At 43.2% G+C, this 21,795-nt stretch carries 25 protein-coding genes; 7 read left to right on the plus strand and 18 right to left on the minus strand.

Annotated elements, in window-relative coordinates:
* Nucleotides 1-166 precede the first annotated feature (166 nt).
* Nucleotides 167-3,538, minus strand: coding sequence for a DNA polymerase III subunit alpha (gene dnaE, locus ABDZ72_RS01195; protein WP_343750620.1), 3,372 nt, complete (start codon nt 3,536-3,538; stop codon nt 167-169).
* 144 nt (nt 3,539-3,682) lie between these two features.
* Between dnaE and ytrH the strand changes: the two genes are divergently transcribed.
* From ytrH to ABDZ72_RS01210, 3 genes are all read left to right on the plus strand, one after another.
* Nucleotides 3,683-4,015: a sporulation membrane protein YtrH gene (gene ytrH / locus ABDZ72_RS01200; protein WP_343750621.1), complete on the plus strand. Its 333-nt coding sequence runs from the start codon at nt 3,683-3,685 to the stop codon at nt 4,013-4,015.
* On the plus strand, nt 4,015-4,521 hold the full coding sequence (gene ytrI / locus ABDZ72_RS01205) for a sporulation membrane protein YtrI (protein ID WP_343750622.1): 507 nt from the start codon (nt 4,015-4,017) through the stop codon (nt 4,519-4,521). Before ytrH ends, ytrI begins: the two co-directional genes overlap by 1 nt.
* 124 nt (nt 4,522-4,645) lie before the next feature.
* Nucleotides 4,646-4,828 (plus strand): YtzJ family protein, encoded by a 183-nt coding sequence (locus ABDZ72_RS01210; RefSeq protein ID WP_343750623.1) that lies wholly within the window; start codon nt 4,646-4,648, stop codon nt 4,826-4,828.
* Nucleotides 4,829-4,930: 102 nt separating this feature from the next.
* Here ABDZ72_RS01210 and ABDZ72_RS01215 read toward each other — a convergent pair whose 3' ends face one another.
* Complete coding sequence (locus ABDZ72_RS01215; RefSeq protein WP_343750624.1) at nt 4,931-5,887, minus strand: DHH family phosphoesterase; 957 nt, start codon at nt 5,885-5,887, stop codon at nt 4,931-4,933.
* 179 nt (nt 5,888-6,066) lie between these two features.
* Here ABDZ72_RS01215 and ABDZ72_RS01220 point away from each other — a divergent pair, with 179 nt between their 5' ends.
* A complete protein-coding gene (locus tag ABDZ72_RS01220; RefSeq protein WP_343750626.1) occupies nt 6,067-6,357 on the plus strand; it encodes a YtpI family protein in 291 nt (96 codons plus the stop codon).
* Nucleotides 6,358-6,451: 94 nt separating this feature from the next.
* Here ABDZ72_RS01220 and ABDZ72_RS01225 read toward each other — a convergent pair whose 3' ends face one another.
* The 4 genes from ABDZ72_RS01225 to ABDZ72_RS01240 all read right to left on the minus strand — a co-directional run bounded on the left by ABDZ72_RS01225 (nt 6,452) and on the right by ABDZ72_RS01240 (nt 9,748).
* Nucleotides 6,452-7,759: a DRTGG domain-containing protein gene (locus tag ABDZ72_RS01225; RefSeq protein ID WP_343750627.1), complete on the minus strand. Its 1,308-nt coding sequence runs from the start codon at nt 7,757-7,759 to the stop codon at nt 6,452-6,454.
* A gap of 78 nt (nt 7,760-7,837) precedes the next feature.
* Nucleotides 7,838-8,059 carry a hypothetical protein gene (locus ABDZ72_RS01230; protein ID WP_343750628.1) on the minus strand — a complete coding sequence of 74 codons (222 nt, stop codon included), beginning with the start codon at nt 8,057-8,059 and terminating at the stop codon, nt 7,838-7,840.
* A 62-nt stretch (nt 8,060-8,121) separates the two neighbouring features.
* On the minus strand, nt 8,122-8,877 hold the full coding sequence (locus ABDZ72_RS01235) for a prepilin peptidase (RefSeq protein ID WP_343750630.1): 756 nt from the start codon (nt 8,875-8,877) through the stop codon (nt 8,122-8,124).
* A gap of 190 nt (nt 8,878-9,067) precedes the next feature.
* Complete coding sequence (locus ABDZ72_RS01240; RefSeq protein WP_343750632.1) at nt 9,068-9,748, minus strand: metal-dependent hydrolase; 681 nt, start codon at nt 9,746-9,748, stop codon at nt 9,068-9,070.
* A 232-nt stretch (nt 9,749-9,980) separates the two neighbouring features.
* Here ABDZ72_RS01240 and ABDZ72_RS01245 point away from each other — a divergent pair, with 232 nt between their 5' ends.
* Nucleotides 9,981-11,285, plus strand: a complete 1,305-nt coding sequence (locus ABDZ72_RS01245; RefSeq protein WP_343750633.1) for a DUF2254 domain-containing protein — start codon at nt 9,981-9,983, stop codon at nt 11,283-11,285.
* A 248-nt stretch (nt 11,286-11,533) separates the two neighbouring features.
* Here the strand turns inward: ABDZ72_RS01245 and ABDZ72_RS01250 are convergent, their stop codons facing one another.
* The 6 genes from ABDZ72_RS01250 to ABDZ72_RS01275 form a co-directional block, all read right to left on the minus strand.
* Nucleotides 11,534-12,328: a hypothetical protein gene (locus ABDZ72_RS01250; protein WP_343750634.1), complete on the minus strand. Its 795-nt coding sequence runs from the start codon at nt 12,326-12,328 to the stop codon at nt 11,534-11,536.
* The gene (locus tag ABDZ72_RS01255; RefSeq protein ID WP_343750635.1) at nt 12,325-13,062 is read right to left on the minus strand and encodes a hypothetical protein; all 738 of its coding nucleotides are present in this window, start codon (nt 13,060-13,062) and stop codon (nt 12,325-12,327) included. The genes ABDZ72_RS01250 and ABDZ72_RS01255 overlap by 4 nt, the downstream gene beginning before the upstream one ends.
* A complete protein-coding gene (locus ABDZ72_RS01260) occupies nt 13,052-13,936 on the minus strand; it encodes an ATP-binding cassette domain-containing protein (protein ID WP_343750637.1) in 885 nt (294 codons plus the stop codon). Before ABDZ72_RS01260 ends, ABDZ72_RS01255 begins: the two co-directional genes overlap by 11 nt.
* Nucleotides 13,933-14,316, minus strand: coding sequence for a GntR family transcriptional regulator (locus ABDZ72_RS01265; protein ID WP_343750639.1), 384 nt, complete (start codon nt 14,314-14,316; stop codon nt 13,933-13,935). The genes ABDZ72_RS01260 and ABDZ72_RS01265 overlap by 4 nt, the downstream gene beginning before the upstream one ends.
* 281 nt (nt 14,317-14,597) lie before the next feature.
* Nucleotides 14,598-15,347, minus strand: coding sequence for an SDR family oxidoreductase (locus ABDZ72_RS01270; RefSeq protein WP_343750641.1), 750 nt, complete (start codon nt 15,345-15,347; stop codon nt 14,598-14,600).
* Between the two features lie 114 nt (nt 15,348-15,461).
* Nucleotides 15,462-15,617: a hypothetical protein gene (locus tag ABDZ72_RS01275; RefSeq protein WP_343750642.1), complete on the minus strand. Its 156-nt coding sequence runs from the start codon at nt 15,615-15,617 to the stop codon at nt 15,462-15,464.
* A gap of 133 nt (nt 15,618-15,750) precedes the next feature.
* Here ABDZ72_RS01275 and ABDZ72_RS01280 point away from each other — a divergent pair, with 133 nt between their 5' ends.
* A complete protein-coding gene (locus ABDZ72_RS01280; RefSeq protein WP_343750644.1) occupies nt 15,751-16,185 on the plus strand; it encodes a universal stress protein in 435 nt (144 codons plus the stop codon).
* A 52-nt stretch (nt 16,186-16,237) separates the two neighbouring features.
* Here ABDZ72_RS01280 and ABDZ72_RS01285 read toward each other — a convergent pair whose 3' ends face one another.
* From ABDZ72_RS01285 to ABDZ72_RS01310, 6 genes are all read right to left on the minus strand, one after another.
* Entirely contained in the window at nt 16,238-16,789 is a 552-nt protein-coding gene (locus tag ABDZ72_RS01285; protein WP_343750645.1) for a MogA/MoaB family molybdenum cofactor biosynthesis protein, read from the minus strand.
* Nucleotides 16,790-16,800: 11 nt separating this feature from the next.
* A complete protein-coding gene (locus ABDZ72_RS01290) occupies nt 16,801-17,991 on the minus strand; it encodes an acetate kinase (protein ID WP_343750646.1) in 1,191 nt (396 codons plus the stop codon).
* 25 nt (nt 17,992-18,016) lie between these two features.
* Nucleotides 18,017-19,003 carry a class I SAM-dependent methyltransferase gene (locus tag ABDZ72_RS01295; RefSeq protein ID WP_343750647.1) on the minus strand — a complete coding sequence of 329 codons (987 nt, stop codon included), beginning with the start codon at nt 19,001-19,003 and terminating at the stop codon, nt 18,017-18,019.
* 123 nt (nt 19,004-19,126) lie between these two features.
* Nucleotides 19,127-19,627 carry a thiol peroxidase gene (gene tpx, locus ABDZ72_RS01300; protein WP_343750648.1) on the minus strand — a complete coding sequence of 167 codons (501 nt, stop codon included), beginning with the start codon at nt 19,625-19,627 and terminating at the stop codon, nt 19,127-19,129.
* A 105-nt stretch (nt 19,628-19,732) separates the two neighbouring features.
* Nucleotides 19,733-20,248, minus strand: a complete 516-nt coding sequence (gene ytfJ / locus ABDZ72_RS01305) for a GerW family sporulation protein (protein ID WP_343750649.1) — start codon at nt 20,246-20,248, stop codon at nt 19,733-19,735.
* A 14-nt stretch (nt 20,249-20,262) separates the two neighbouring features.
* Entirely contained in the window at nt 20,263-20,838 is a 576-nt protein-coding gene (locus ABDZ72_RS01310) for a DUF2953 domain-containing protein (RefSeq protein WP_343750650.1), read from the minus strand.
* 141 nt (nt 20,839-20,979) lie between these two features.
* On the opposite strand from ABDZ72_RS01310, the gene ABDZ72_RS01315 reads away from it, so the two are divergent.
* Nucleotides 20,980-21,780 (plus strand): NAD kinase, encoded by an 801-nt coding sequence (locus ABDZ72_RS01315; RefSeq protein WP_343750651.1) that lies wholly within the window; start codon nt 20,980-20,982, stop codon nt 21,778-21,780.
* The last annotated feature ends 15 nt before the right edge of the window (nt 21,781-21,795 follow it).

The raw sequence follows: 21,795 nt of genomic DNA on the forward strand, positions 1-21,795 counted from the left end.
CCCGGAAGGTGGTCTGACCAATTAATGGATTCATTATAACAGATGGAGATCATCTGTAAAGTTAAACATAAAGCGTCATTCAGTGAGTACATTTATGAGATTGTTATCACATCTCCGGGGACGACGAGGCTTAAGACAAGCCCCAACTGGAACGACACTCTTTCCATCACCCGGTTGTTTTCCGTTCATCCAGCGCCACATTCTGACTTCCGAAACGATCACGCAGCATCTGTAAACAACGGGCCTGAGGATCAACCCCGTATTCTCCTGACAGTTGATAGGCCTTTTTTTCCGTCTGTTGATAAATGATAATCGGCGTGTTTCCCGGATAGTCTTTTGCCACACTGCGTATAGTCGCTAATGCCTCGCTATCATTCGTGTCTGTCAATTGGATAAACAGTCGCTGATGTTGCTTTTGTTCCCACTCTGTCTGGCTAAACGGCTGTACATCATTCATTATCCACTGACGCTGCCCATTTCGATCTTCCACTTTTCCGTTGAACGTAATCACCATTTCCTCAGACAGCCAACGATTCACTTGGCGATACAATGGTGGAAAAACAACCGTCTCTATTTCATCCGTCTCATCTCCGACTGTCATAAATGCCATCGTATCTCCGCGCTTGGTACGAATGACTTTCATAGTGTGAACAACCGCTGCACCGGATAGATTACGCGCTCCGGGAGGCATATGTTTGGCCCTACTCAACGAGGTGTAGCCGGCTTGTTGCAGTGCTCGGCGGAATTTTTTTAATGGGTGACTGGACATATAGAACCCAAGCAATTCTTTTTCATCCTGTAGCTTACGCATCAGACTGAAATCTTCTATATTCACATAGGTTTCTTCTAATTGAATGGTATCCTGAAAAAGATTCGATTGATCGCTGAACTCTTTAAACAACTCGCCCTGTTCCAGTGCGTGATCGATGGATGCAAGCAAACCCGCCCGGTTCGGGTAAACATCATCAAACGCTCCTGCCATCACTAATGTTTCCAGAACCTGTCTGTTGACAGTTTGCTGCGACACACGCATGCAAAAATCAAACAGACTTTTGAATTGGCCCTGCTTTCTCACTTGAATAATCTCTTTACCTGCCTGATGACCAATGCCCTTGATTGACAAAAATCCCATTCGGATACCTGATCCTTCCACGACGTATTTTCCAAAACTTTTATTGATTGAAGGCGGAAGCAATGGCATGCCCAGTGTTTCCAGCTCTTTTCTGTACATGGTCACTTTATCCTGTTGAGAAGAGACAGACGTCAGCAATTCCGCAAAAAAACTTGCTGGATAGTGTGCTTTCAAATAGGCAAGCTGATACGATATTTTACTATAAGCAACAGCGTGGCTTTTGTTGAACCCATAGTTCGAAAACTGGACAATCCACTCGAATATTTCGTCAGCAACCTGTTGCGAGTACCCGTTATCCAGACACCCTTGTATAAAAGCTACGCGCTGTTGATTCATCAGCTGCTCATCCTTCTTACTGACTGCTCGCCGGAGAAGATCAGCATGACCCATCGAAAGGTTGGCAATCCGGTGCGCTATTTGCATGATTTGTTCCTGATAAATAAGCACACCGTACGTCTTCTTTAGAATCGGTTCCAAATCCGGATGCGGATAAGTCACTTGTTCTGTCCCATGTTTTCGATTAATATAAACCGGAATCTGTTCCATCGGCCCTGGCCGGTAAAGCGCATTGACCGCTGCTATTTCTTCAAACACGGTCGGCTTCAGACGCCTGAGTACTTCTTTCATTCCTTGGGATTCCAGTTGAAAAACGCCATTTGTCCGTCCTTGCTGAAGCAACGTATACGTCTCGGGGTCGTCGTCAGGAATCGATGCCAATGATACATTATCACCTTCTGTATAACGGATGGTACGAGTAATTCGTTCCATCAATGTTAGATTCCGCAAGCCGAGAAAGTCCATTTTCAAGAGACCAAGTGCTTCCAGGTCATTCATCGCAAACTGTGTCAGATTAGTGTGATTCGTGCCGGCCGTTAAGGGAACTGTCTCCATTAACGGAGCATCACTGATAACGACACCGGCGGCATGGGTGGACATATGTCTTGGAATGCCTTCCAGCTTTGTTGCAACGGCAACTAACATTTTCAGTTTTTCCGACTGTTTGATATACTGTTGCAAGTCGTTGGAGGATCGTACGTATGTTGCTATGGTGTGATTCGCCTGTACAGGAATCGCTTGCAAAAGAAACCGGGCATCGTGTGATTCAACTTGCATTGTTTTTATCAATTCCCTTAAAAGCGCCCTTGCCGAAAAGGTGCCGAACGTAATAATTTGTGCAACATGGTTACTTCCATACTTGGAGCGTACATAATCGATGACTTCATCACGCCGGTGATCGGAAAAATCAATATCTATATCAGGCATGGACGTTCGCTCTGGATTCAGGAAACGTTCAAATAATAAGCCATGGCTGATCGGATCCACGTCGGTAATGCCAAGCACATAGGCCACGATCGACCCGGCAGCTGATCCACGCCCTGGACCTACAAAAATCCGCTTCTTTTTGGCATAGGTGATAAAATCCCAAACAATTAAAAAGTAATCACTGAATTCCATCGATTCAATGACTTCCAGTTCATGCGCTAGCCGTTCTTTCACTGTATGCGTAACAGAATCATACGTCGCAAATACGTTTTCCCAGCAGACCTCTTTTAAGTATGTATGCGTATGCATTGGTTCCGGAACCGGGTACGAGGGCAACATGTTACGGTTGAAATCAAACGTAACGTTACATCGTTCCGTAATCCGCTCCGTTTCATGGATCACTTCCGGCCAAGAGCCTCCAATTCCCTCCTTCATTTCTTCCTGTGAACGCATATGGCGATTTTGAACGGACGAATCTGTTATTTTCATCTGCCATGTTTGTCCTTTTGCAATAGCTTGCAAGCAGTCATAAGCAAAATCATCGTTTTCATGGAGGTACCGCACATCCTGTAATAGCACAGCGGGAAACGAATATTTGTCACAGAACGCCTGCACAGACTGGTTCACACGTCGCTCCGTTTCAGCACCATGATCCTGTACACCCAAATACAAGTCCTCTGAATAGAACATACGCCATTCGTCATTCAAATATGTTTTTACGCGGTCATACGTTTCATGTTGTAGTAAGGATCCGATGTCGGACACTGCTGTCACCAGAATACAGATTAAATCATCACTCATCGGTTCCAAATCCTCTTTGCTGATACCATTTTCTCCCGACATCTGCACATGGGTGCTAATTTTGACGAGGTTTTTATACCCATCGTTATTTTTCGCCAAAATAACACACATGTCACTCCCATCCTCAGCATTATTAACCGTAACACTCATACCGATGATAGGTTTGATTCCGTTTTGTCTGCATGCTTTGTAAAAAGGAATGACGCCATGCAAAACATCCTCATCCGTAAGGGCCAAAGCGCCAAACTGCAATTCGCGTGCCTTGGAAACCAGTCTATCCACTGTCATGGTGCTTTTCATGAAACTGTAACCGCTACGAACCTGCAAATGTGTAAATGACATCTTGCCCCTCCTTTTGCCATGTATGCATGCCTCCTATTTTACTCAATAAGCATCTGCGTCTCCAATGATTACATCGAGCATCATAACATATCCTGTCCATTGCTATCATAAAATGAACCAGTACACACATAAGGGGCCAAAATCATGGAAGAACGGTTTCTAGCTCAATTCATTCATTGCTTTTTTATAGCATTTGGTGTCGTTATAGGTGGCACTATTATCGGAAGCATCGGCGCTTTTGCCACTGGAGATGCGCCCTTCACCCAAATGAAACGTATTTCGCTTAGTCTACGGATTTGGGCAATTGTTGCTGCCATCGGTGGTACGTTTGATGCCATTGCTAATTTTGAAAAAGGGATTTTTACCGGTTCCACCTATGACCTGTTTAAACAGATTATGCTCATTGTGTCTGCCATGGGCGGTGTTAAAACAGCTCTATTAATTATTGGGTGGGTCATACAGGAGGATGTTGAATAATGCATATACCCCCTTACTATAAAAAAACAACATGGCAGAGGTTTCTAGCGGGAGCATTTGCCGGTTCGATTATTGGCTATTTGATATTCGTTTATATGTATGGCTCCATGTACGGGCAAATGCTTGAAGAAAACCGTGAGTTAAAATCCGAGGTGACCGAACTAAAAAACGAAAACGACGCATTGCTTGATGACAAAAAAGATCTTAATGAGAAAACGAAAGAATCTGCGAAAGTGGGCTCGATCACCATAACCATTACCAACGATGACGATTTGCCGGATAGACTTATCACCCATGAATTGGAGGAGTTAATAAAAGATGAAATTAACCATATTGTCGGAAAAGAGGTGTCCGTCATTTCCGAAAGCGATGAATTGCTGGAGGCCACCATTGAAAACAAAGAATTTACCATCGATGATTTTACATTTACATGTACAGTACGGAAGCTCATTATCACCCCAACCGTAAAGCTTTCCGTCAAAGCGGAATCATACAGCGGGCCTTGAATCAATTGTCCTTTATTGTTAAATTTCTACGAAAAAATGAGATAAATGAGCATCACAAAAGCCCACTTTTCCATATACTATAATGCATAAGCTGACATGACTAAACAAGAAAGGATTGTTCACCATGCATGTAATGGATCAGCGTCGACTACGAGACGAAAAGATGGCACAGCTGAAGGCAGGCACAACCGCATACGCCGAATCAGCTGAATTAATTCGGCTGATGAAGCGCGGCATTGAACGGGAAAATTTGCTTGTACATGATGATGAAACCAATGTAGGCTGCTGGTTTATTCCGTTGTATTAATACCATGGGCCAAAAATTCAAAAGAACTATAACCTCGACAACAACTGCGGGAATAGTTCTTTTTTTATCGCCCACTAATGGACATGTCACTTTATGAGTGTTTTATTCATCGGTATAGGATTGGCAGGCATTATCCAGATCGCTCATGATGTGTTCCATTTGTTCCCATGTGCTTATCGAAGCACCTGCCGCCATCGGGTGGCCGCCACCGTTATAGGCAGAAGCAATACCATTGACGACCGGCCCATTGGAACGCAGACGAACCCGTATTAAGTCGTCTTCTTCGATAAAAAACGCCCAGGCTTTTACACCTTGAATATCACCCAAAACGCCAACAAGCTGCCCTGTTTCCATCGGAAGGACACCGTAGCTGTCGAGCATATCCTTAGTCAGCACTACGGTACTCATGCCTGATGCCGAACGTGTGAAATGTTGCAGCACATAGCCGCGCAGTCTGGCAATATTATCTTTCATACGGTAAAGGCCATCATAAAGTCTGGAACGGTCAAAATTATAGGCAACCAACTCAGCCGCATGTTGGAATGTTTTTTTCGTGCTGCTCGGAAACAGAAATCGTCCTGTGTCACCGACAATACCGGCATATATGAGGCGCGCTGATTCATCAGTCATCACCAAACCGTCATCCTTGCCGAAAAGATACAAATCGTAAATCATCTCACTCGTTGAACTGGCCTCTGTATCAACCCATAATATATCTCCATATGGACCTACGTTAGGATGATGGTCAATTTTGATCAATTGCTGGCCGAGATGATACCGTTGATCACTGATTCGTTCAGCATTTGCTGTATCACATACAATAACCAATGCATTTTGATATGTTTCATCATCAACATCATCCATAACCGTTAAAAATTCAAGTGATGGATCATCTTCTCCAGTGATGAAGACATATTTAGACGGAAAGGACTCGCTTATAATGTCTTTCAAAGCCGCTTGAGACCCAAATGCATCCGGATCCGGCCGTACATGTCTGTGAATAATAATCGTTTCATATGCTTTAATGGCTTCAATAATTGATTGGATATGTTGCATCATATTCTCCCTACTTTGTCACATTTTTCACTTTCCTCATGAATCAAAACAAGCTACAATGGTTGAAGGTACATAAACGATGCCCAGACGCCATTGCATATCAGTACCTCAACCGGGGCAACGGAACAACACGCAACCGTATATCCGGTTATTTTAATTCAGCTATTTAGGAGCAGATTCATATGGTCATTTTCCCTATTATTATTGTGCTTTCCGCTGTTTTCTGGATTTATTACAAAGTCGCCATTCTGAAAAGCGGTGACGGACTGACCAAGGAATATTTTAACGCAAAATCCCGCGTTTGTCTCGGATCACTCATTTTCTTCTTTGGTATTAACCAGTATATGTTCTATGAAACCCGCCTCTCCCTGTTCATTGGAATTGTTTTCCTCTTCTTTGGCGGATTACATCTATATGTCGGGATGAAAGAAGCAAGGCATTACAGAAATGAATGGAGGCGCCTGCGTGCTTAACTCCCGTTCCAGGCTTTAAGGGCGTAAATGAAAAAACAGCTAAAACAGGATCGATGAATACAACATATGGGATCCCTTCTCTTACCGATCCTGTTCACCTGTTCATTAACTGTGCCATTAGAATCCCTTTTCCAACCATTTTTTGTCCGTTAAACACTTCCACATCCACCTTGGCATAACTACGCCCCGCATCCAATATGACTGGTTTAATAAGCAGGTTTGCATCAATTTGCACTGGTTTCAAAAAGTAGACAGTAAGATTCTCGACGACAAGATCCCCCTTTTGGGAATAGCGAAGCAACCGGCCGGCTGCCTCTGTCATCAGCGACGTGTAAACGCCATTGGATAATGTTCCGAGTTGGTTTGACATTTGCGGGGAAACTTGAGCACGAAACATAGTAGTGTCACTTTCTTCCTGAACCAAACTGCTTGCAATAATATCATCGATCGTTTGACCCATTTGCGGCTGACGCTGGCTTTCCTGGAGCGCTTTTAATACATCCTGACGCGAGATAACACCTTTCAGCCTGTCCGATTCATCAGCAACGGGAACAAGCTCAATGCCTTCCCAAACCATCATGTGGGCAACATTAGCAAGTGATGATTTATCCTGGACAACCATCGGATTTTTTGTCATAAGTTTCTCAATGGAGATGTCTTTATTTTTGCCAATAACATCTTTGGACGTAACAATGCCGGCTACACGTCCTTTTTCATCCACAACCGGATAACGGGTATGGGTTGATTGTTCGTTCAATTCATACCATCGACCCAATTTGTCTTTCGTGTACAAATAATAAGAATGATCGTATGGTGTATAAATATCTCCAACAGAAACGATTTCTCTTTTGATTAGCTGATCATAAATGGCTCTGTTGATCATGGTGGCAACTGTAAACGTATCATAACTTGTGGACATAACCGGAAGCTGAATTTCATCAGCCAATCGTTTAACATCTTCAGCCGTATCGAACCCGCCTGTTATAAGGACAGCCGCACCTTCATACAATGCCAGCTCATGTGCTTCCACACGGTTTCCGACAATAAGCAATGACCCGGCTTCTGTATATTGCATCATTGCGTTAAGTTGCATGGCTCCAATAACAAATTTGCTGAGCGTCTTATGCAATCCTGTTCGTCCGCCCAAAACTTGCCCATCAACAATTTTGATGACTTCAGCAAATGTCAGTTGTTCAAAGTTATCTTTCTTTTTCTCTTCAATACGCACGGTTCCCACACGCTCGATTGTGCTGACAATACCACGTGTTTCTGCATCTTTAATAGCACGATAAGCCGTACCTTCACTGACATTCAATGATTTAGCAATCCGCCTGACGGAAATTTTATGACCAATTTCCAATGACAAAATATGTTGCATAATTTGTTCGTGCTTGGTCGCCATTGCGTTCACCGACTTTCAACTGTACTAATCATTCTTCTCATGTGTTATTATACAGTTGAATCAGTCACACCTCAACAGTTAAGCACGTTGACGACGTTGGATATTTTCCTGTTCCATTACCGGGGGTGTGACCATCTGTAATAGGGAAGCGAAGTTGGAACCGGCCACCAGCAGGAAAAAACCCAGCCACAAGCCCCAGAACAGGGTCGCTTCTGTTGTTACAGCCTCCGGAATAACCGGCCAGGCAACATAAAGAAAAAAACTCGCCAGCAATAGTCGTAATATAGCATAATGGCGCACATATATCCCTCCTTTATCAATTATTCTATGATAACGGACAGCCTGTAAGAACAGAGAAGATCCTAACTCAATATACCAAGATACCAATTCAGAAGACCATCACCAAAAAAGTAAGCAAGCACAGCAGCTACAACAATATACGGACCGAATGGAATAGCCTGTCCACGTTGTGTCCTCTGAAGCAAAAGCATCAGCAACCCAATCACTGCTCCGATCATCGTTGCCAGGAAAAATGTAAGAATGATCTTTTCAAGCCCAAAAACGACTCCGAGCACACCGAACAGTTTCATATCCCCCGCACCCATTCCACCCCGGCTGATGAGAATAATCAGTGCCAATAGTCCAGTTCCAAAAAGAACCCCGACGATGGATGACCACCAAGGATCAAGCGGCTGTATCACCCGCATGATAATAAATAGCGGCAAAAAAAATAATAAAATCGTATTTGGAATAAGCATATAGACGATATCAGAAATAAATAAAATGACGACCATTGCCATCAGCAAGAGGGCTGTTAAAAGCTCCGCCTGAAAGCCGATCTCTGCATAACTGAGAGCAAATAATCCACCACTCGCCAGTTCAACAACGGGATAAGTGATGGCTATACGTTGCCCGCAGCTCCGACATCTCCCACGTTGCATTATGTAAGATAAAATGGGGATGAGTTCATACCATGTAAGTGTATGACGGCAATGCGGACAAATGGAACGGTCATTAGCGAAGGGCTGTTTCTGAGGTACACGTAATCCAACAACATAAAAGAATGAGCCGAAAACGAGGCCGAGCAGGAAGAAACATAGTAGCAACAGAATGTCCATAGGTCTGACTCCTTGTCCAAAATTTAGAATACATTAAAAACGGATCCGCTGCAAGGCAACAGAAGCATATTTCTTCCATTATAGCATGTTATCGGATATGTTGAATTATTTTTCTCTAAATCATAAAAAAGCAGACACTCATTTTAGTTTAAAAAAACGTGAGCAGCCCCGCTCACGTTTTTTCGATTTCTTATAATTCTACAGAATCGCCTATGTTCATCGCCAGCCCTTTTCCGGTTTTTACGCTGGATGCAAATTGATTCCCGTCCTGTTCAATCAAAGGGAACGTATTATAATGTATCGGAACAACCGTTTCAGATTTTATCCAATCCGTTGCGATCAAGGCGTCGTCAGGACCCATCGTAAAATTGTCTCCAATTGGTACGAAGGCTAGATCAATATCATTCATATCACCAATCAGTTTCAAATCACTGAACAGCCCCGTATCACCCATGTGATAAATCGTTTGACCATTAATTGTCAGTAGAATTCCTGCGGGCATCCCTGTGTAAATAATGGTGCCGTCTTCTTCTGTAAAGGAAGAACCATGAAAAGCTTGCGTTAATTTCACTTTGCCGAAATTAAATTCATGTGCACCTCCAATATGCATCGGGTGCGTATTGAACCCTTTTCCGCCCAAATACTCAGCCAATTCATTCGGGGCAACGATGAATGCATCATTCCGTTTTGCAATTTCTTCTGTATCCCCGTAATGATCATTGTGTCCATGCGTCAACAGAATAACATCTGTTTCAACTGTTCCGGCGTCCAAGTCACACGTCTCATTACCGGAAATAAACGGGTCAATCAAAATGGTATGGTTATCTGTTTTCACCCGAACAACAGAATGGCCATGATAAGATACGTCCATGTTTATCGCTCCTTTTGTTAAATGATGTGCACTTTTATCCTTCAATAAATGCCCCAATAAGTCCTTTACCCGTTTTATCATTTTTTTATGCATCGTTTTAAAAAATTCCTATTCATAGTAATACGTCGTTCGGCTAAAAATATAAGATGCTCTTTTAATATACAGTCCTCTTAAGTTTTTATATAGTTGCAGAAGGGTATAGAGCCATTATAATTAAGAAAAGAGGGGTAGCATGAATCAAACCAAATGGTCAACCGTTCGTGATAGTTTCTGGTTTCTCCCCATCGTTTATGGGCTATGTTCAATCATTACAGCATTGGCTATAACAGCCTTGGATGTTTGGCTTGTTCCCAAAATATCCAGCGGTATTCCAAGCATTCTTCTTACAGGACAAAGTATAGCAAAACAACTTTATGCCGCTTTAATAACAGCAATGCTAACAATGACAACGATAAGCTTTTCGACGATTATGGTTATGCTAACAACGTACTCATCTCAGTTTTCTCCTCGGGCACTGCAGGACTTTATGCAGAGTAAACTCACACAACACGTGCTAGGTGTTTTCACGTTTGGTTTTATTTTTGTACTAATCAATTTATGGCTATTAACCGAAACAAAACAAAAAGACTTGCTCAGTCCCTTTTTCACTGTTATTTTCACGATTATCTCGCTTGGCTTTTTTGTTTTATTTATCCATTATTCGGCGCGCTGGGCACAAGTAAACTTTTTGATTGGGGTCATACGAAACAAAACATCAAATTTAATTAAAGAAACATTTCAAGAAAGATCGTACGGTGAACATCAACATTGGGATCATTCGCAAACGGAAAGTATAAGAAAAAGAGAAAGAAAAACAATAGAAGCCAGACGATCAGGCTATATTCAACAAGTCGATTATAATTATTTGATTAACTGGGCAGCTAACAACGATATGGTATTAGAGGCAACGTTTCAAGTCGGTGATTATGTTCCTAAAGGAATGCCGGTATTTTATTATTGGTCTTTAGGTGACACTAACGTTGAAATAGCCAAGCACGACTATTTTTTAGCAATCGGTGATGAACGTTCTGATCTTCAGGATATTCCATTTTCAATAGAAAAATTGGTGGAAATTGCTGTAAAGGCATTATCCCCCAGTATGAATGATCCAAATACAGCGATTAATTGTATACATCGCATTGGTGGTTTGCTTACAGAGTTAGGCGGCAATTACCGTTCTGTCACGTACTATTCCGATAATAATGGGAATTTAAGGTTGATCATGGAACAAAAGAAATTTAGAGACTATTTATTTAAAAGTTTTTACCAAATTAAACATTACGGGAAAGACGACATCTCTGTTGTATATAGTATCGTAGACACGTTATATAAAGTTGCTATCGTTAGTGAGGAATCCATTCAAAAAGAAGTATGGCGTTTCACTAAATATGTGTTAGAAGCCGTAGATATAAATAGCCTTTCCTCGATGGACTATCAACATCTTAAAAATATAATGGAGCGATTTGCTTCCTTTTCGGGGGAGGAACTGAATATGTGAAAAAATGGCCCTTTTGAATACCCGGACAGGACATACTTGCTCATTTAAAAGGATAAAAACCGTCACGAGTATTCCCTTCGCCGAGAAGCTGACCGCGAAAAACAAAGCTATTGATGCATCGAGCGTGGAAACAGCTGTCAGGGATAACGACCAAGCCGCCCGCGAGGCCACCGCAAATGCGGGAATGAGGAGGGGAATGATCCCCCCTTTTCATACTACATTAAATCCTTTACGAAAAAGACCGCATCCTATCGCCCATTTCCAACCATATAAATGTTCTTATTGTTTCTGCCTTCAATTTCTACATCCGCCGGTATTTCCAGATAAAGCAATTCCGTACTGTGCAAACGCCCATTGTTTTTATATTCCCATGGCGAGGATGCCTTATTTCCGGTTGTTTCACTGGTTGAAACACCAAATCCTCCCCTTTCATCCAATGAACTGAGCCATCCCTTTTGTGTGAACTGACGGACAGAAACGTTCTTTTGGAACACCGATATATCAACTCGCTTACGATCCGGTGTTTCAACAGCTAAGGTACGTCCATGCACTTCCATATGTGTCTTTGGAAGGAACCCGGTCGTCATATCGATGCCATCAATGACATATGGCGTAACATAAAGTTCTGCTTCCACAACGCCATCAGCCGCTTTTTTTCGCTTTACAGCAATATTGTTTAAGTTTTCTTGCCCTCGAATGACAAGATGCAATGTCTCCTCGTCCGTCTCCAACTTCCATGTATTCACAAGATAGTCATCAAGCATGTCAATCGATCCGGTATTTTGCGGGATCATGAACAAGTCGGGCAGCTTTTTCTTATGAAACGTCCGATCGCCCGACGCACCTGAATCACCCTCAAGGGGTAAAACAAATGATAATCCAAATGCGATGACAAGAATGAGCAAATAACCCGGGAATAACCAGCGTCTGACGATTCCTGATAGCTTAGTGGATTTTAAAAGACGCATGCCTACAGCGAACAACAAGCCAATTACAGCTAACAAGAGTAAAATAGGCATAATGCCAATCAAAACGTTACTCATGGTCGAACCTCCTTTTGCCGAAGTGGAACAAACGAACAAGCGAATAGAAACACCGTTGTAACCACTGTTTTCAACAGAAAGAGCAGTATATTCGTTTCACCGACAAAAAACGCATATATCTTTAACGTTATAGGTGGATCGAACAGCAATCCCCCCACAACCAAAACGGGAATGATCACCATGAATAACCGGTGCAGTTGAATGATATTGCCGATCAAGTAACCAAACGCACAAAACATTACCACATATAAAGCGACTGTAACAATGCTGATCAACGGATCGATAAACGTTGTGGGGTCATCGATCATACCGGCAAATGTTGCTTCATCTGACGTCCAATAAATAATAACCCGAAGCAAATAACCGGCCAATGTTGCTGTTAACCCACCAATGACGCTCGCTGTAGCCAAAAAAAGCATATTGGAAAGATGCTGACTTTGCCGGTTGGTGACAAATAGAAAGTCGTCTTCCCTGTAGGCTTTTGTTGTAATGGTTATTGCATTGATGAATCCCCACAGGAAAGTAAATATAATGATAAGATCACCAGTATATGTGTTTAGATGCGCATTAACGCCATAACTTCCGCCTCCGCTTGTCATAATTCCCCCGGAAGAAAATAACAATGCGAGTAGCTGCATCACAACAAGCGATGTGAATACTTGATAGTACGCCCTGAGTTTATAACGGTATTGTTTGAGAACAATTTGCGTGATCGGCACGTTGTTAAAGGACATCATCAATTCCTCCTTTCGTTTTGGCGGTCAAGTAAATACATACATCGCTCGCAGCGACAGGTGTGGCTTTCATACCCAATCTCTCTGCCTGTTCAATGGCAAAGTCCTGTTTCACCACGGCTTGCATCATCCCGGGAGCAGACTGTTTTTTAGCAAGCACTGTTTTATCATACAGCCATTGACCGACTACAGCATCGGGACCGGTGAGACTAACAGCATATTCCTTTAAATCATCCATCGGCATATGCAGCACCTGCTGCCCCTCATCCATTAAGAGCACATCCTCCAATAGATGGTCGAACTCATCCAAATGATGACTCGAGATTAAAATCGTGCGCGGATGAGCCAAGTAATCCTTTAACAGCACCCGGTAAAAATCGTTTCTGACCGCAGCGTCCATGCCGGTCGTTGGCTCATCGAAAATCGTCAGTTCCGATCGGGTGGCCAACCCAAATATCATGTTGAATGTCGTTTTTTTCCCTTTTGACAGTTGGTTGTGGTGTTGATCCGGGTGAAACGAAAAATAGTCGAACAACGTCTTCGCAAACGTCATATCCCAATTAGTATAAAAACGTTCCCCCTCCTTCAGAAGTTCACCAAGAGTCAATGCATCGGGGAAAAGCATGTGATCATCAATAAAAATACTATTGGCCGACACATGCAAACTGTTAAACGGATGTTCGGAAAACACGTTCATCTCACCTGATGTTTCCTTTATAAAACCGACGAGCATTTTTAACAATGTTGTTTTGCCCGCCCCGTTTCTGCCAATGATACCGGTAATGGCATCGGATTTTATGGTTACTGTTAAGCCATCGACAGCAGGCACGCCTTTATATGTCTTTGTCAAGTCCGTCGCTTCAATAACATTCATGCTTGATCCTCCCCCCGTTCGTGAATCGCATCTCTAAGCATTTCCATTAGTTCCGCATCATCCATTTGCAAGTGAGTTGCTTCTGTTACCACGTCCCGGAGCATGCGTTTTAATGTATCGTTCTTTCGTTTTTTACGAATGATGGCTACCGCGTCACCGGTTACAAATTTTCCCAACCCCCGTTTATTGTATAAAATATGTTCGTCATGCAACATGTTCAGTCCTTTAGCTGCTGTGGCTGGGTTAATATTAAACAAATCCGCTAACGTATATTGGGAATGGACTTTATCATGTGGTTGAAAATACCCACTCAGCATTTGGTTTTCCAGCCATTCGGCTATCTGGATATAGATCGGTTTGGACCCTTCCATCTCAACCATTGGGCATGAGCTCCTTCCTTTGGAGTCCAGTGAATTAGTTATGTAATGCACTGATCTACATACTTAATATAAATGCTTTTCAAACGAACGTCAATAAAAAATGCCTCCCAAGCAAATGAGAGACATTGTTCACGTATTCAAAGGGCGTTAATCCCAACTTCCAGCCGCATCCTAACGATAAGGATTGAACAACCCGTTCATTCCTCTGACACTGAAAGATAAACGTCCATTGATTTATATTTCTACCTATAAACAATACTGGCCAATCGGTACCAAACAAGCTAACGTTTAACATCAACTCCGCCGGTAATGTCCATTATGGCACCGGTAATCATGTCGGAATCCTGATCACAAAGATACATGATAGTCCTGGCTATATCTTCCCCTGTTCCTGGTCGGCCAATGGGGGTTGTATCATCATGCACATTCCTGCTGGCATCGATGCCCGCTTCTTTCATATCGCCGGTAATATCCCCAGGGCACACCATGTTGGCGGTAATCCGATTGGGTGCTTCTTCAGCGGCGACGGTTTTTGTCAATGAAGCCAAACCGCTTTTGGCTGCAGCAAAGGCGGAACGGTACGGCCAGCCGGAAGCATGGTTCGCCCCTTGAAAGCCATAGTTAATAATTCGGCCAAATTGTTGTTGGCGCATATGCGGAACCGTTAATTGCAGCAGATGAAAAGCCGCATCAAGATTGCCATTGACCATTTCTTGCCATTCCCCATCGGTATAATCAAGAAGTTTCTTATGGTTGAAAATAAACGGGCCGGCATTATTAACCAAATAATCGATTCCACCATGCACATTTACGGCTTGTTCGGTCAAACGAGTCAAATCCTGTTTGTCGGTTACATCAACCTGTTCCGTATGTAGCAAATCACGATAAGGAGCCAGCTCCGTTTTGACAGCCTGAGCTTTTTCACCGTCACGATGGTATGTAGCTGTCACCCGATGCCCTGCCATCAGAAACTTTTCCGTTACTTGCCTTCCCAGACCGGACGTTCCTGCTGTTATTAAAGCATGTCCCATAAATCGTTCCTCCCCCTTTCATGCGTTTGACGACACAGCATAGCTTTTATTTTAACATATGTAGCGTTCGTTCATAAGCAAAATCCACCCTGTGGCGGGTGGATTTTGCCTGGATCATTTCTTCTGATTATTATACGTGTGAATACTACGGTTATTGGAAAGCTTTTCTTTATCTTCAATAACGCCCTTCTGATAACTTTCAAATAATTGATTTTGAACAGCTTCGACACCTTTTTTATCTTCAGTGAATGGATGGTTTTTCTTTCCCATTGCTATCACCTCCATGCTTAGTATGCTCACAGACAGGAGAATCATCCCATTTTTGTCGTTGCCAATTTCGGTAAATGTGATTGCCAGCTAACCAAAAAGCGATTACAATAGTACAAAAGGGAAGGGTGATAACATGGATTTTGAGTATGAAAACATTATTGTTGCAGTGGATGGTTCAGAAGCTTCGGAACACGCATTCAAGAAATCGCTGGATATCGTCCGGCGGAATGATGCCCGGTTAATTATTGCTAATGTCGTTGATTCACGGACATTTGCAACCGCGGAAGCCTATGACCGGACACTGGCGGAACGTGCAGAAGAATATGCCAAAGAATTGGTGGACAGCTATGTTGAAAATGCCAACAGTGCGGGGATAACGAATTTAGTACGATGCGTAGAGTACGGGTCGCCAAAAGTTAAAATCGCCAAAGACGTCGCGGAAAACTTTGAAGCGGATTTGATTATTTGTGGAGCAACCGGAATGGGCGCGGTTGAACGGTTTCTCATCGGCAGTGTTTCGGAAAGCATCACTCGGCATGCCGAATGCGATGTGCTGGTCGTCCGCTAAAATCATGCAGAGGCCGACGTGGGGCGGGCGCGAGCAATGGATCGCGCCTGCTTTACGATTTATCACTGCTGAATGAACCTGTTTCATCAAATGCTTGACCGTCTTTTTTCAATTCACCGGCGACGTGGGCCAACTCCGGAACAATTAATCGATTCATCGCTAACATCACCGCCCCTGATGACCCAGGTACGGCAAAAACCGCAGTATCACCAATGACACCTCCAATTGCCCTGGAAAGAATCGCCGCTGAGCCGATATCGTCCGTATAACTGAGCATCCGGAAAAGCTCACCGAAGCCCGACATTTCCTTATCCAGCATCGGCGTAACCGTTTCAATTGTTACATCGCGATAGGCGATGCCGGTACCGCCGTTCAATAAAATAACGTCAATGTCTGGATTCGTGCACCCGGCAGAAATTTTATTGGCAATAGCGCTGCTTTCATCCGGGACCATTTCCTTAACCACGTTGTAATGGCCTGCTTCTTTCAGCAAACGAACCATAAGATCGCCGCTTTTATCCGATGCATCCGTTCGTGTATCACTTACCGTCACGACCATGCAATGAACGGACGTATTGCTGTCTTTATGCTCTTCCACAGACACATGAATCCCTCCTAATCCTGTCCAGTAAGGCGGACGGTATCTCTAGCGATAACCACTTCTTCATTCGTTGGTATGACAAGCACTTTCACCGGCGAATGCGGATAATTAATAAAAGCTTCCTGTCCTCGAATATCATTGCGCGAAGAATCCCAGTATACACCCATAAATTCCAGTCCCGTTAGTACTTTTTCCCGTACAACGGTGCTATTTTCACCAACACCGGCTGTGAAGATAATGGCATCCACACCCGACATTCTTGCTGCATAGGAACCGAGGTATTTGTGTATGCGTGCCGCAAATACATCCAGCGCCAATTCAGCCCGATCGTTTTTATCCGCTTGTTGTTCTATATCGCGCAAGTCACTGGAAAAACCGGACAAGGCGAGCATTCCACTTTTTTTATTTAAAATGTGAACAACGTCTTCAGCAGTTTTACCAGTTTTCTCCATAATAAACGGAATAAGAGCCGGGTCGATATCGCCCGATCGCGTTCCCATGGTTATTCCGGCAAGGGGGGTGAATCCCATCGATGTATCAATGGACTGTCCCTTATCAATAGCCGCTATACTTGCTCCATTCCCTAAATGACAGGAGATGAGACGCAACTGCTCAAGTGGTATTCCTAGCAATTGAGCTGCACGGCGGGACACATATTTATGGGATGTACCGTGAAACCCATATTTACGAATACCATATTGTTCATAATACTCGTATGGAAGACTATACAGATAAGACTTCTCAGGCATAGTCTGGTGGAACGCCGTATCAAATACAGCCACCATCGGCACACCCGGCAACTTCTCCCGGAATGCACGTATACCTGTCAAATTAGCAGGATTGTGCAAGGGTGCCAGATCAGACACATCTTCAATATTCCGGATGACGTCATCATTAATCACGGCCGAATCACTAAAACGTTCACCGCCATGGACAACCCTGTGTCCAACAGCATCCACATCATCCATGGATTGAATGACACCCGATGAGGTTAGCTTATCAAGCAAATGCTTCACGGCCGTTTCGTGGTCAGACAGATCGATAACGTTTTTCGCTTCTTTGTCCCCCATTTCAAAAGTGAATTCAGTCCCTGAAAGGCCGATTCGTTCCGTCAACCCTTTTGCCTCGACCACTTCTTCGGGCATCCGGATCAGTTGAAACTTTAAAGACGAACTTCCAGCATTAATTGCCAAAATATTGGACATATACGTTTCGGCCCCCTCCCAAGCCTTAGATATTCATATTTTCTGCAAACCAAGCATTCATTTGTGTAAGAATGTCATCCATAGCTTTTGTGTTTTTAAAAGATGGAACCTGGACGAGCAGTGGCTGTTTGATACTGGAGGTATCCGGACCTCTTTTTTGAAGAATGAGAAGGCTTTTTCTGTTCTTTTCTGACTTAAATGCCGTCTCCGGAAGCTGCAGGACACCGATTATATGGGCGTACTCCTGAAGATAAGCATGCAGCTTATCGGATTGATCACTGTCAAACAAAAATTCCGGAATAACAAAAATTAAATAGCCTCCAGGAGCCGTATAACGCATGGCTTGTTCGATCAGCAAATGATGGGAATAAGAATGCCCTTCATCTGCTTTCAGCTCAAAGTCCTCAGATCGAACATCGTCCGGGTAATAACCGACCGGAAGATCACTGATAACCAAATCGACTGGATCCAAAAGAAATGGACGCAGACTATCCTGATGAAAAAACTCGACTTCCTTCTTCTGCATGTTGGCATTAAGCATAGCCAAACGAATGAGGGTAGGATCCACTTCGCTTGCATAAACCGAAGCAGCTTTATCCAACTGATCCAAAACAGCCATTAACAAATTGCCTGTTCCGCTCGTCGGGTCAAACAAGCGGATGTGTTCCAGGCCGCTCGTCAATTTCCCGGCTAAATAACCAACAAACAAGGCTACCGTCTCCGGTGTCATTAAATGCTGCTCCTGAGTGGCACCTTTCATCCCTTTAAGAATGGCGAGTTGAATGGCTTTACGGACATCGGTCGTTTCATAAGATGTTACATCCAATCGCTCCATCGTTTTTTGAAATTCCTTTTTTAACGGAGCTTCCATCTCCTCGGGTGTTTGTTGATCCAATAAAGTCCCAAGCGTTACAGCGAGACTGTCCAAATATGTTTCATTTCGATGTTGCTGAACGGATTCCGTTGTGTCATCGATTTGTTCATATAATATTTCCACATCTGTTTTTTCCATCGTGCCAATCCTCCGATTCATGGTCTAAAAGCATATTTATTGTATCAAAGGACCGGTCGTATTGTATATGAACCGGATAAAAATCTCCCCTGCGATCAAAGCAGGAGAGTATATGGCAGGGCATTATTCAGCTTTCTTTGCTTCTTCAAGAGCCCGGTCATAGTCCGGATGGTTGGTTACCTCGTTCACATACTCCACATACGTAACGTTATCATTCGAATCAACGACGAAAACAGCCCGTGCCAAAAGCCGGAGTTCCTTGATCAATGTACCGTATTTCTCGCCAAAGTCAGCATCGCGATGATCAGACAATGTATCCAGATTTTTGATTCCGTTTGCCGCACACCAACGTGACTGAGCAAAAGGCAGGTCCATACTTATAGTCAAGACATGAACATTATCAAGCTTATCAGCCTCTTCGTTGAAGCGTCGCGTTTCTTCAGCGCAAACCCCCGTATCAACGGATGGAACAGCAGCAATTAACTTTACTTTGCCTTTATAGTCATTTAAAGAAACCTCTTTCAAATCATTGGACAACACCGTGAAATCAGGTGCCTGATCACCAACACTGATTTCATTTCCTGCAAGGGTTACGGGATCCTGATTAAATGTGACATTTGCCATAATAAAAATCAAACCTCCATGTATTTGGATTCTCAATTTATTATGAATCGTCTTACACTATTTGTCCAATAATTCATTATTTACATTGATTTTGTATGATGAAAATTATTCTTGCGACGAATCATCTTCCGACTGTTCGGAGTCGGAGTCTTGCTTTTTTTGCTTCGATTTATCTTTCTTCTGTTCGTCATTGTTACTATTGTGCTTAGATTGCTGGTTCATTTTGTCCTGAAGGCCGGATTCCTTTAACAGCTGCTGCATTTTATCGACAGCTTTCGGAGCGACTTCCATCATCTTTTCGTATATGTGCGTACTTTCATCCAGATGAATCATTTTTACACCTTGTTGACTGATGACTAAGAACGCAATCGGTGTAATGGAGACACCGCCGCCACTTCCCCCGCCAAAAGGCATAGATCCGCCGCTTGAATCGCTCTGATCATCAGCAGCTGTGAACTCACTACCGCCTGCTGCAAAACCGAATCCCAATTTGGAAACCGGAATAATTACGCTTCCATCCGGAGATTCCACCGGATCACCAATAATCGTATTAACCTCAATCATATCTTTCAAGTTTTCCATTGCCGTCGTCATTAAACCTTGAATCGGATGGTCATCCATGATTGATCCTCCTTCTATGTCATTGCTTCTCGTTTGACAGGAAACTTACGAATCACTCTCCAGAATACATACATAGCCTGCCCCGCGCGAATAGATATCATGCAATGAAAGACAGAACTAAATGTTTGCTGTTGAAAAAATGGTGTCACCGTAACAGATGGTTTGTGAACAAATGTGCCATTGGTCATGATCGGCCCCATCACCATACCTTTGATTGCCCATATTCCACCCGTAATCGTTCCCGTCGTATCCGCTTTCCCAGTTCCTGCTTCGGTTGTCCAGCTGACGTTATCAACCCGAATATGTTTTAATACAAACAAGATAATGGTACGCAAATGATTCCATTTTTGCCTGGCTCCATGGCCGAGTTGATGCAATAATGAAAGTGTTTCCTGAAAGGATTGCTCCTCGGCAGGCTCTTCCATTAGATCAACTGAACGATAAAATAACCGTATCCGATAAAAATAAACAGCTATGTAAAGGATTTGCTCTTCCTGATTAAGTGTGACAGTGCATACTGCTTTTAATCTTGAGCAAAGCAAGAATACGATGCCGCTAATGATGATTGCGATGATTAAACCAATGACCATAAATAACGATCACCTCTTTATAAATATGATGAGCATTGCCTTCCTTTTTTATACAGTTTGATATATTGCCAATTGGGAACAGAGACATGGTACACTCTAATGTAGGGTGACCATACTAAAATAGGAGAGAGAGGATCGGCCATGTGGGAACGAAATTATATTTATTTTTACTATCGACGAGATGGACAACTGGATCAAAAGCTGAAGCCGCTGTTTAAACTGGCCCGGGATAACCATTTTCATATTGTGGACGATCCCAAGCATGCCAATATCATTGTTAGCGTAGGTGGTGACGGAGCTTTTTTGCAGGCAGTACGCACAACCGGATTTCGCCAGGATTGTTTATATACCGGCATTACCGAATCTGATGAATCCGGGCTGTATTGCGACTTTGATATCGATAATTTTGATACCATGTTGCATACCATCCAGCATAAGGCATTGGAAGTTCGCCGTTTTCCGACCATTGATGTACAAGTGAACGGTGAAACAACTTTTCAATGCCTTAATGAAGTAAGCATACGCTCAACCATAATTAAAACAATGGTTATGGATGTCTATATCGACCATATTCATTTTGAAACGTTTCGTGGTGATGGGCTTATTGTCGCTACGCCAACAGGAAGCACCGGCTACAATAAATCCACTCGCGGTGCGGTTGTCGACCCGAAACTGTCTTGTTTCCAAGTTTCTGAAATTGCCTCGCTTAACAACAACCGATATCGGACGCTTGGATCATCGTTTATATTAAACAAAGACCGAACATTGACATTGGACGTGGTTCAGGATGGCAATGATTACCCGATTATCGGTTTAGATAACGAGGCCTATTCCATTCGTAATATCCAAAACTTGACCATTACATTAAGTAACAGTGTCGTTAAAACGGTCAAATTGAAACATAATTCTTACTGGGACCGCGTGAAGCGCACATTTTTGTGACCATTAAAAGCGGGC

Origin of the sequence: Lentibacillus halophilus (assembly GCF_039522485.1) — a bacterium.
In the GTDB taxonomy this organism is placed as follows: Bacteria; Bacillota; Bacilli; order Bacillales; family Amphibacillaceae; genus Lentibacillus; species Lentibacillus halophilus.

Bases quoted from the DNA above. Each gene is read 5' to 3' on its own strand.
- ABDZ72_RS01280 (WP_343750644.1), top strand. From the start codon at position 15,751: ATGGATTTTGAGTATGAAAACATTATTGTTGCAGTGGATGGTTCAGAA.
- ABDZ72_RS01220 (WP_343750626.1), top strand. From the start codon at position 6,067: ATGGTCATTTTCCCTATTATTATTGTGCTTTCCGCTGTTTTCTGGATT.
- ABDZ72_RS01255 (WP_343750635.1), bottom strand. From the start codon at position 13,062: ATGTCCTTTAACAACGTGCCGATCACGCAAATTGTTCTCAAACAATAC.
- ytrH (WP_343750621.1), top strand. From the start codon at position 3,683: ATGGAAGAACGGTTTCTAGCTCAATTCATTCATTGCTTTTTTATAGCA.
- ytfJ (WP_343750649.1), bottom strand. From the start codon at position 20,248: ATGGATGACCATCCGATTCAAGGTTTAATGACGACGGCAATGGAAAAC.
- ABDZ72_RS01250 (WP_343750634.1), bottom strand. From the start codon at position 12,328: ATGAGTAACGTTTTGATTGGCATTATGCCTATTTTACTCTTGTTAGCT.
- ABDZ72_RS01225 (WP_343750627.1), bottom strand. From the start codon at position 7,759: ATGGCGACCAAGCACGAACAAATTATGCAACATATTTTGTCATTGGAA.
- ABDZ72_RS01290 (WP_343750646.1), bottom strand. From the start codon at position 17,991: ATGTCCAATATTTTGGCAATTAATGCTGGAAGTTCGTCTTTAAAGTTT.
- ABDZ72_RS01260 (WP_343750637.1), bottom strand. From the start codon at position 13,936: ATGAATGTTATTGAAGCGACGGACTTGACAAAGACATATAAAGGCGTG.
- ABDZ72_RS01240 (WP_343750632.1), bottom strand. From the start codon at position 9,748: ATGGACGTATCTTATCATGGCCATTCTGTTGTTCGGGTGAAAACAGAT.
- ABDZ72_RS01270 (WP_343750641.1), bottom strand. From the start codon at position 15,347: ATGGGACATGCTTTAATAACAGCAGGAACGTCCGGTCTGGGAAGGCAA.
- ABDZ72_RS01210 (WP_343750623.1), top strand. From the start codon at position 4,646: ATGCATGTAATGGATCAGCGTCGACTACGAGACGAAAAGATGGCACAG.
- ABDZ72_RS01310 (WP_343750650.1), bottom strand. From the start codon at position 20,838: ATGGTCATTGGTTTAATCATCGCAATCATCATTAGCGGCATCGTATTC.
- ABDZ72_RS01245 (WP_343750633.1), top strand. From the start codon at position 9,981: ATGAATCAAACCAAATGGTCAACCGTTCGTGATAGTTTCTGGTTTCTC.
- ABDZ72_RS01275 (WP_343750642.1), bottom strand. From the start codon at position 15,617: ATGGGAAAGAAAAACCATCCATTCACTGAAGATAAAAAAGGTGTCGAA.
- ABDZ72_RS01235 (WP_343750630.1), bottom strand. From the start codon at position 8,877: ATGGACATTCTGTTGCTACTATGTTTCTTCCTGCTCGGCCTCGTTTTC.
- ABDZ72_RS01295 (WP_343750647.1), bottom strand. From the start codon at position 19,003: ATGGAAAAAACAGATGTGGAAATATTATATGAACAAATCGATGACACA.
- tpx (WP_343750648.1), bottom strand. From the start codon at position 19,627: ATGGCAAATGTCACATTTAATCAGGATCCCGTAACCCTTGCAGGAAAT.
- dnaE (WP_343750620.1), bottom strand. From the start codon at position 3,538: ATGTCATTTACACATTTGCAGGTTCGTAGCGGTTACAGTTTCATGAAA.
- ABDZ72_RS01215 (WP_343750624.1), bottom strand. From the start codon at position 5,887: ATGATGCAACATATCCAATCAATTATTGAAGCCATTAAAGCATATGAA.
- ABDZ72_RS01265 (WP_343750639.1), bottom strand. From the start codon at position 14,316: ATGGTTGAGATGGAAGGGTCCAAACCGATCTATATCCAGATAGCCGAA.
- ABDZ72_RS01315 (WP_343750651.1), top strand. From the start codon at position 20,980: ATGTGGGAACGAAATTATATTTATTTTTACTATCGACGAGATGGACAA.
- ytrI (WP_343750622.1), top strand. From the start codon at position 4,015: ATGCATATACCCCCTTACTATAAAAAAACAACATGGCAGAGGTTTCTA.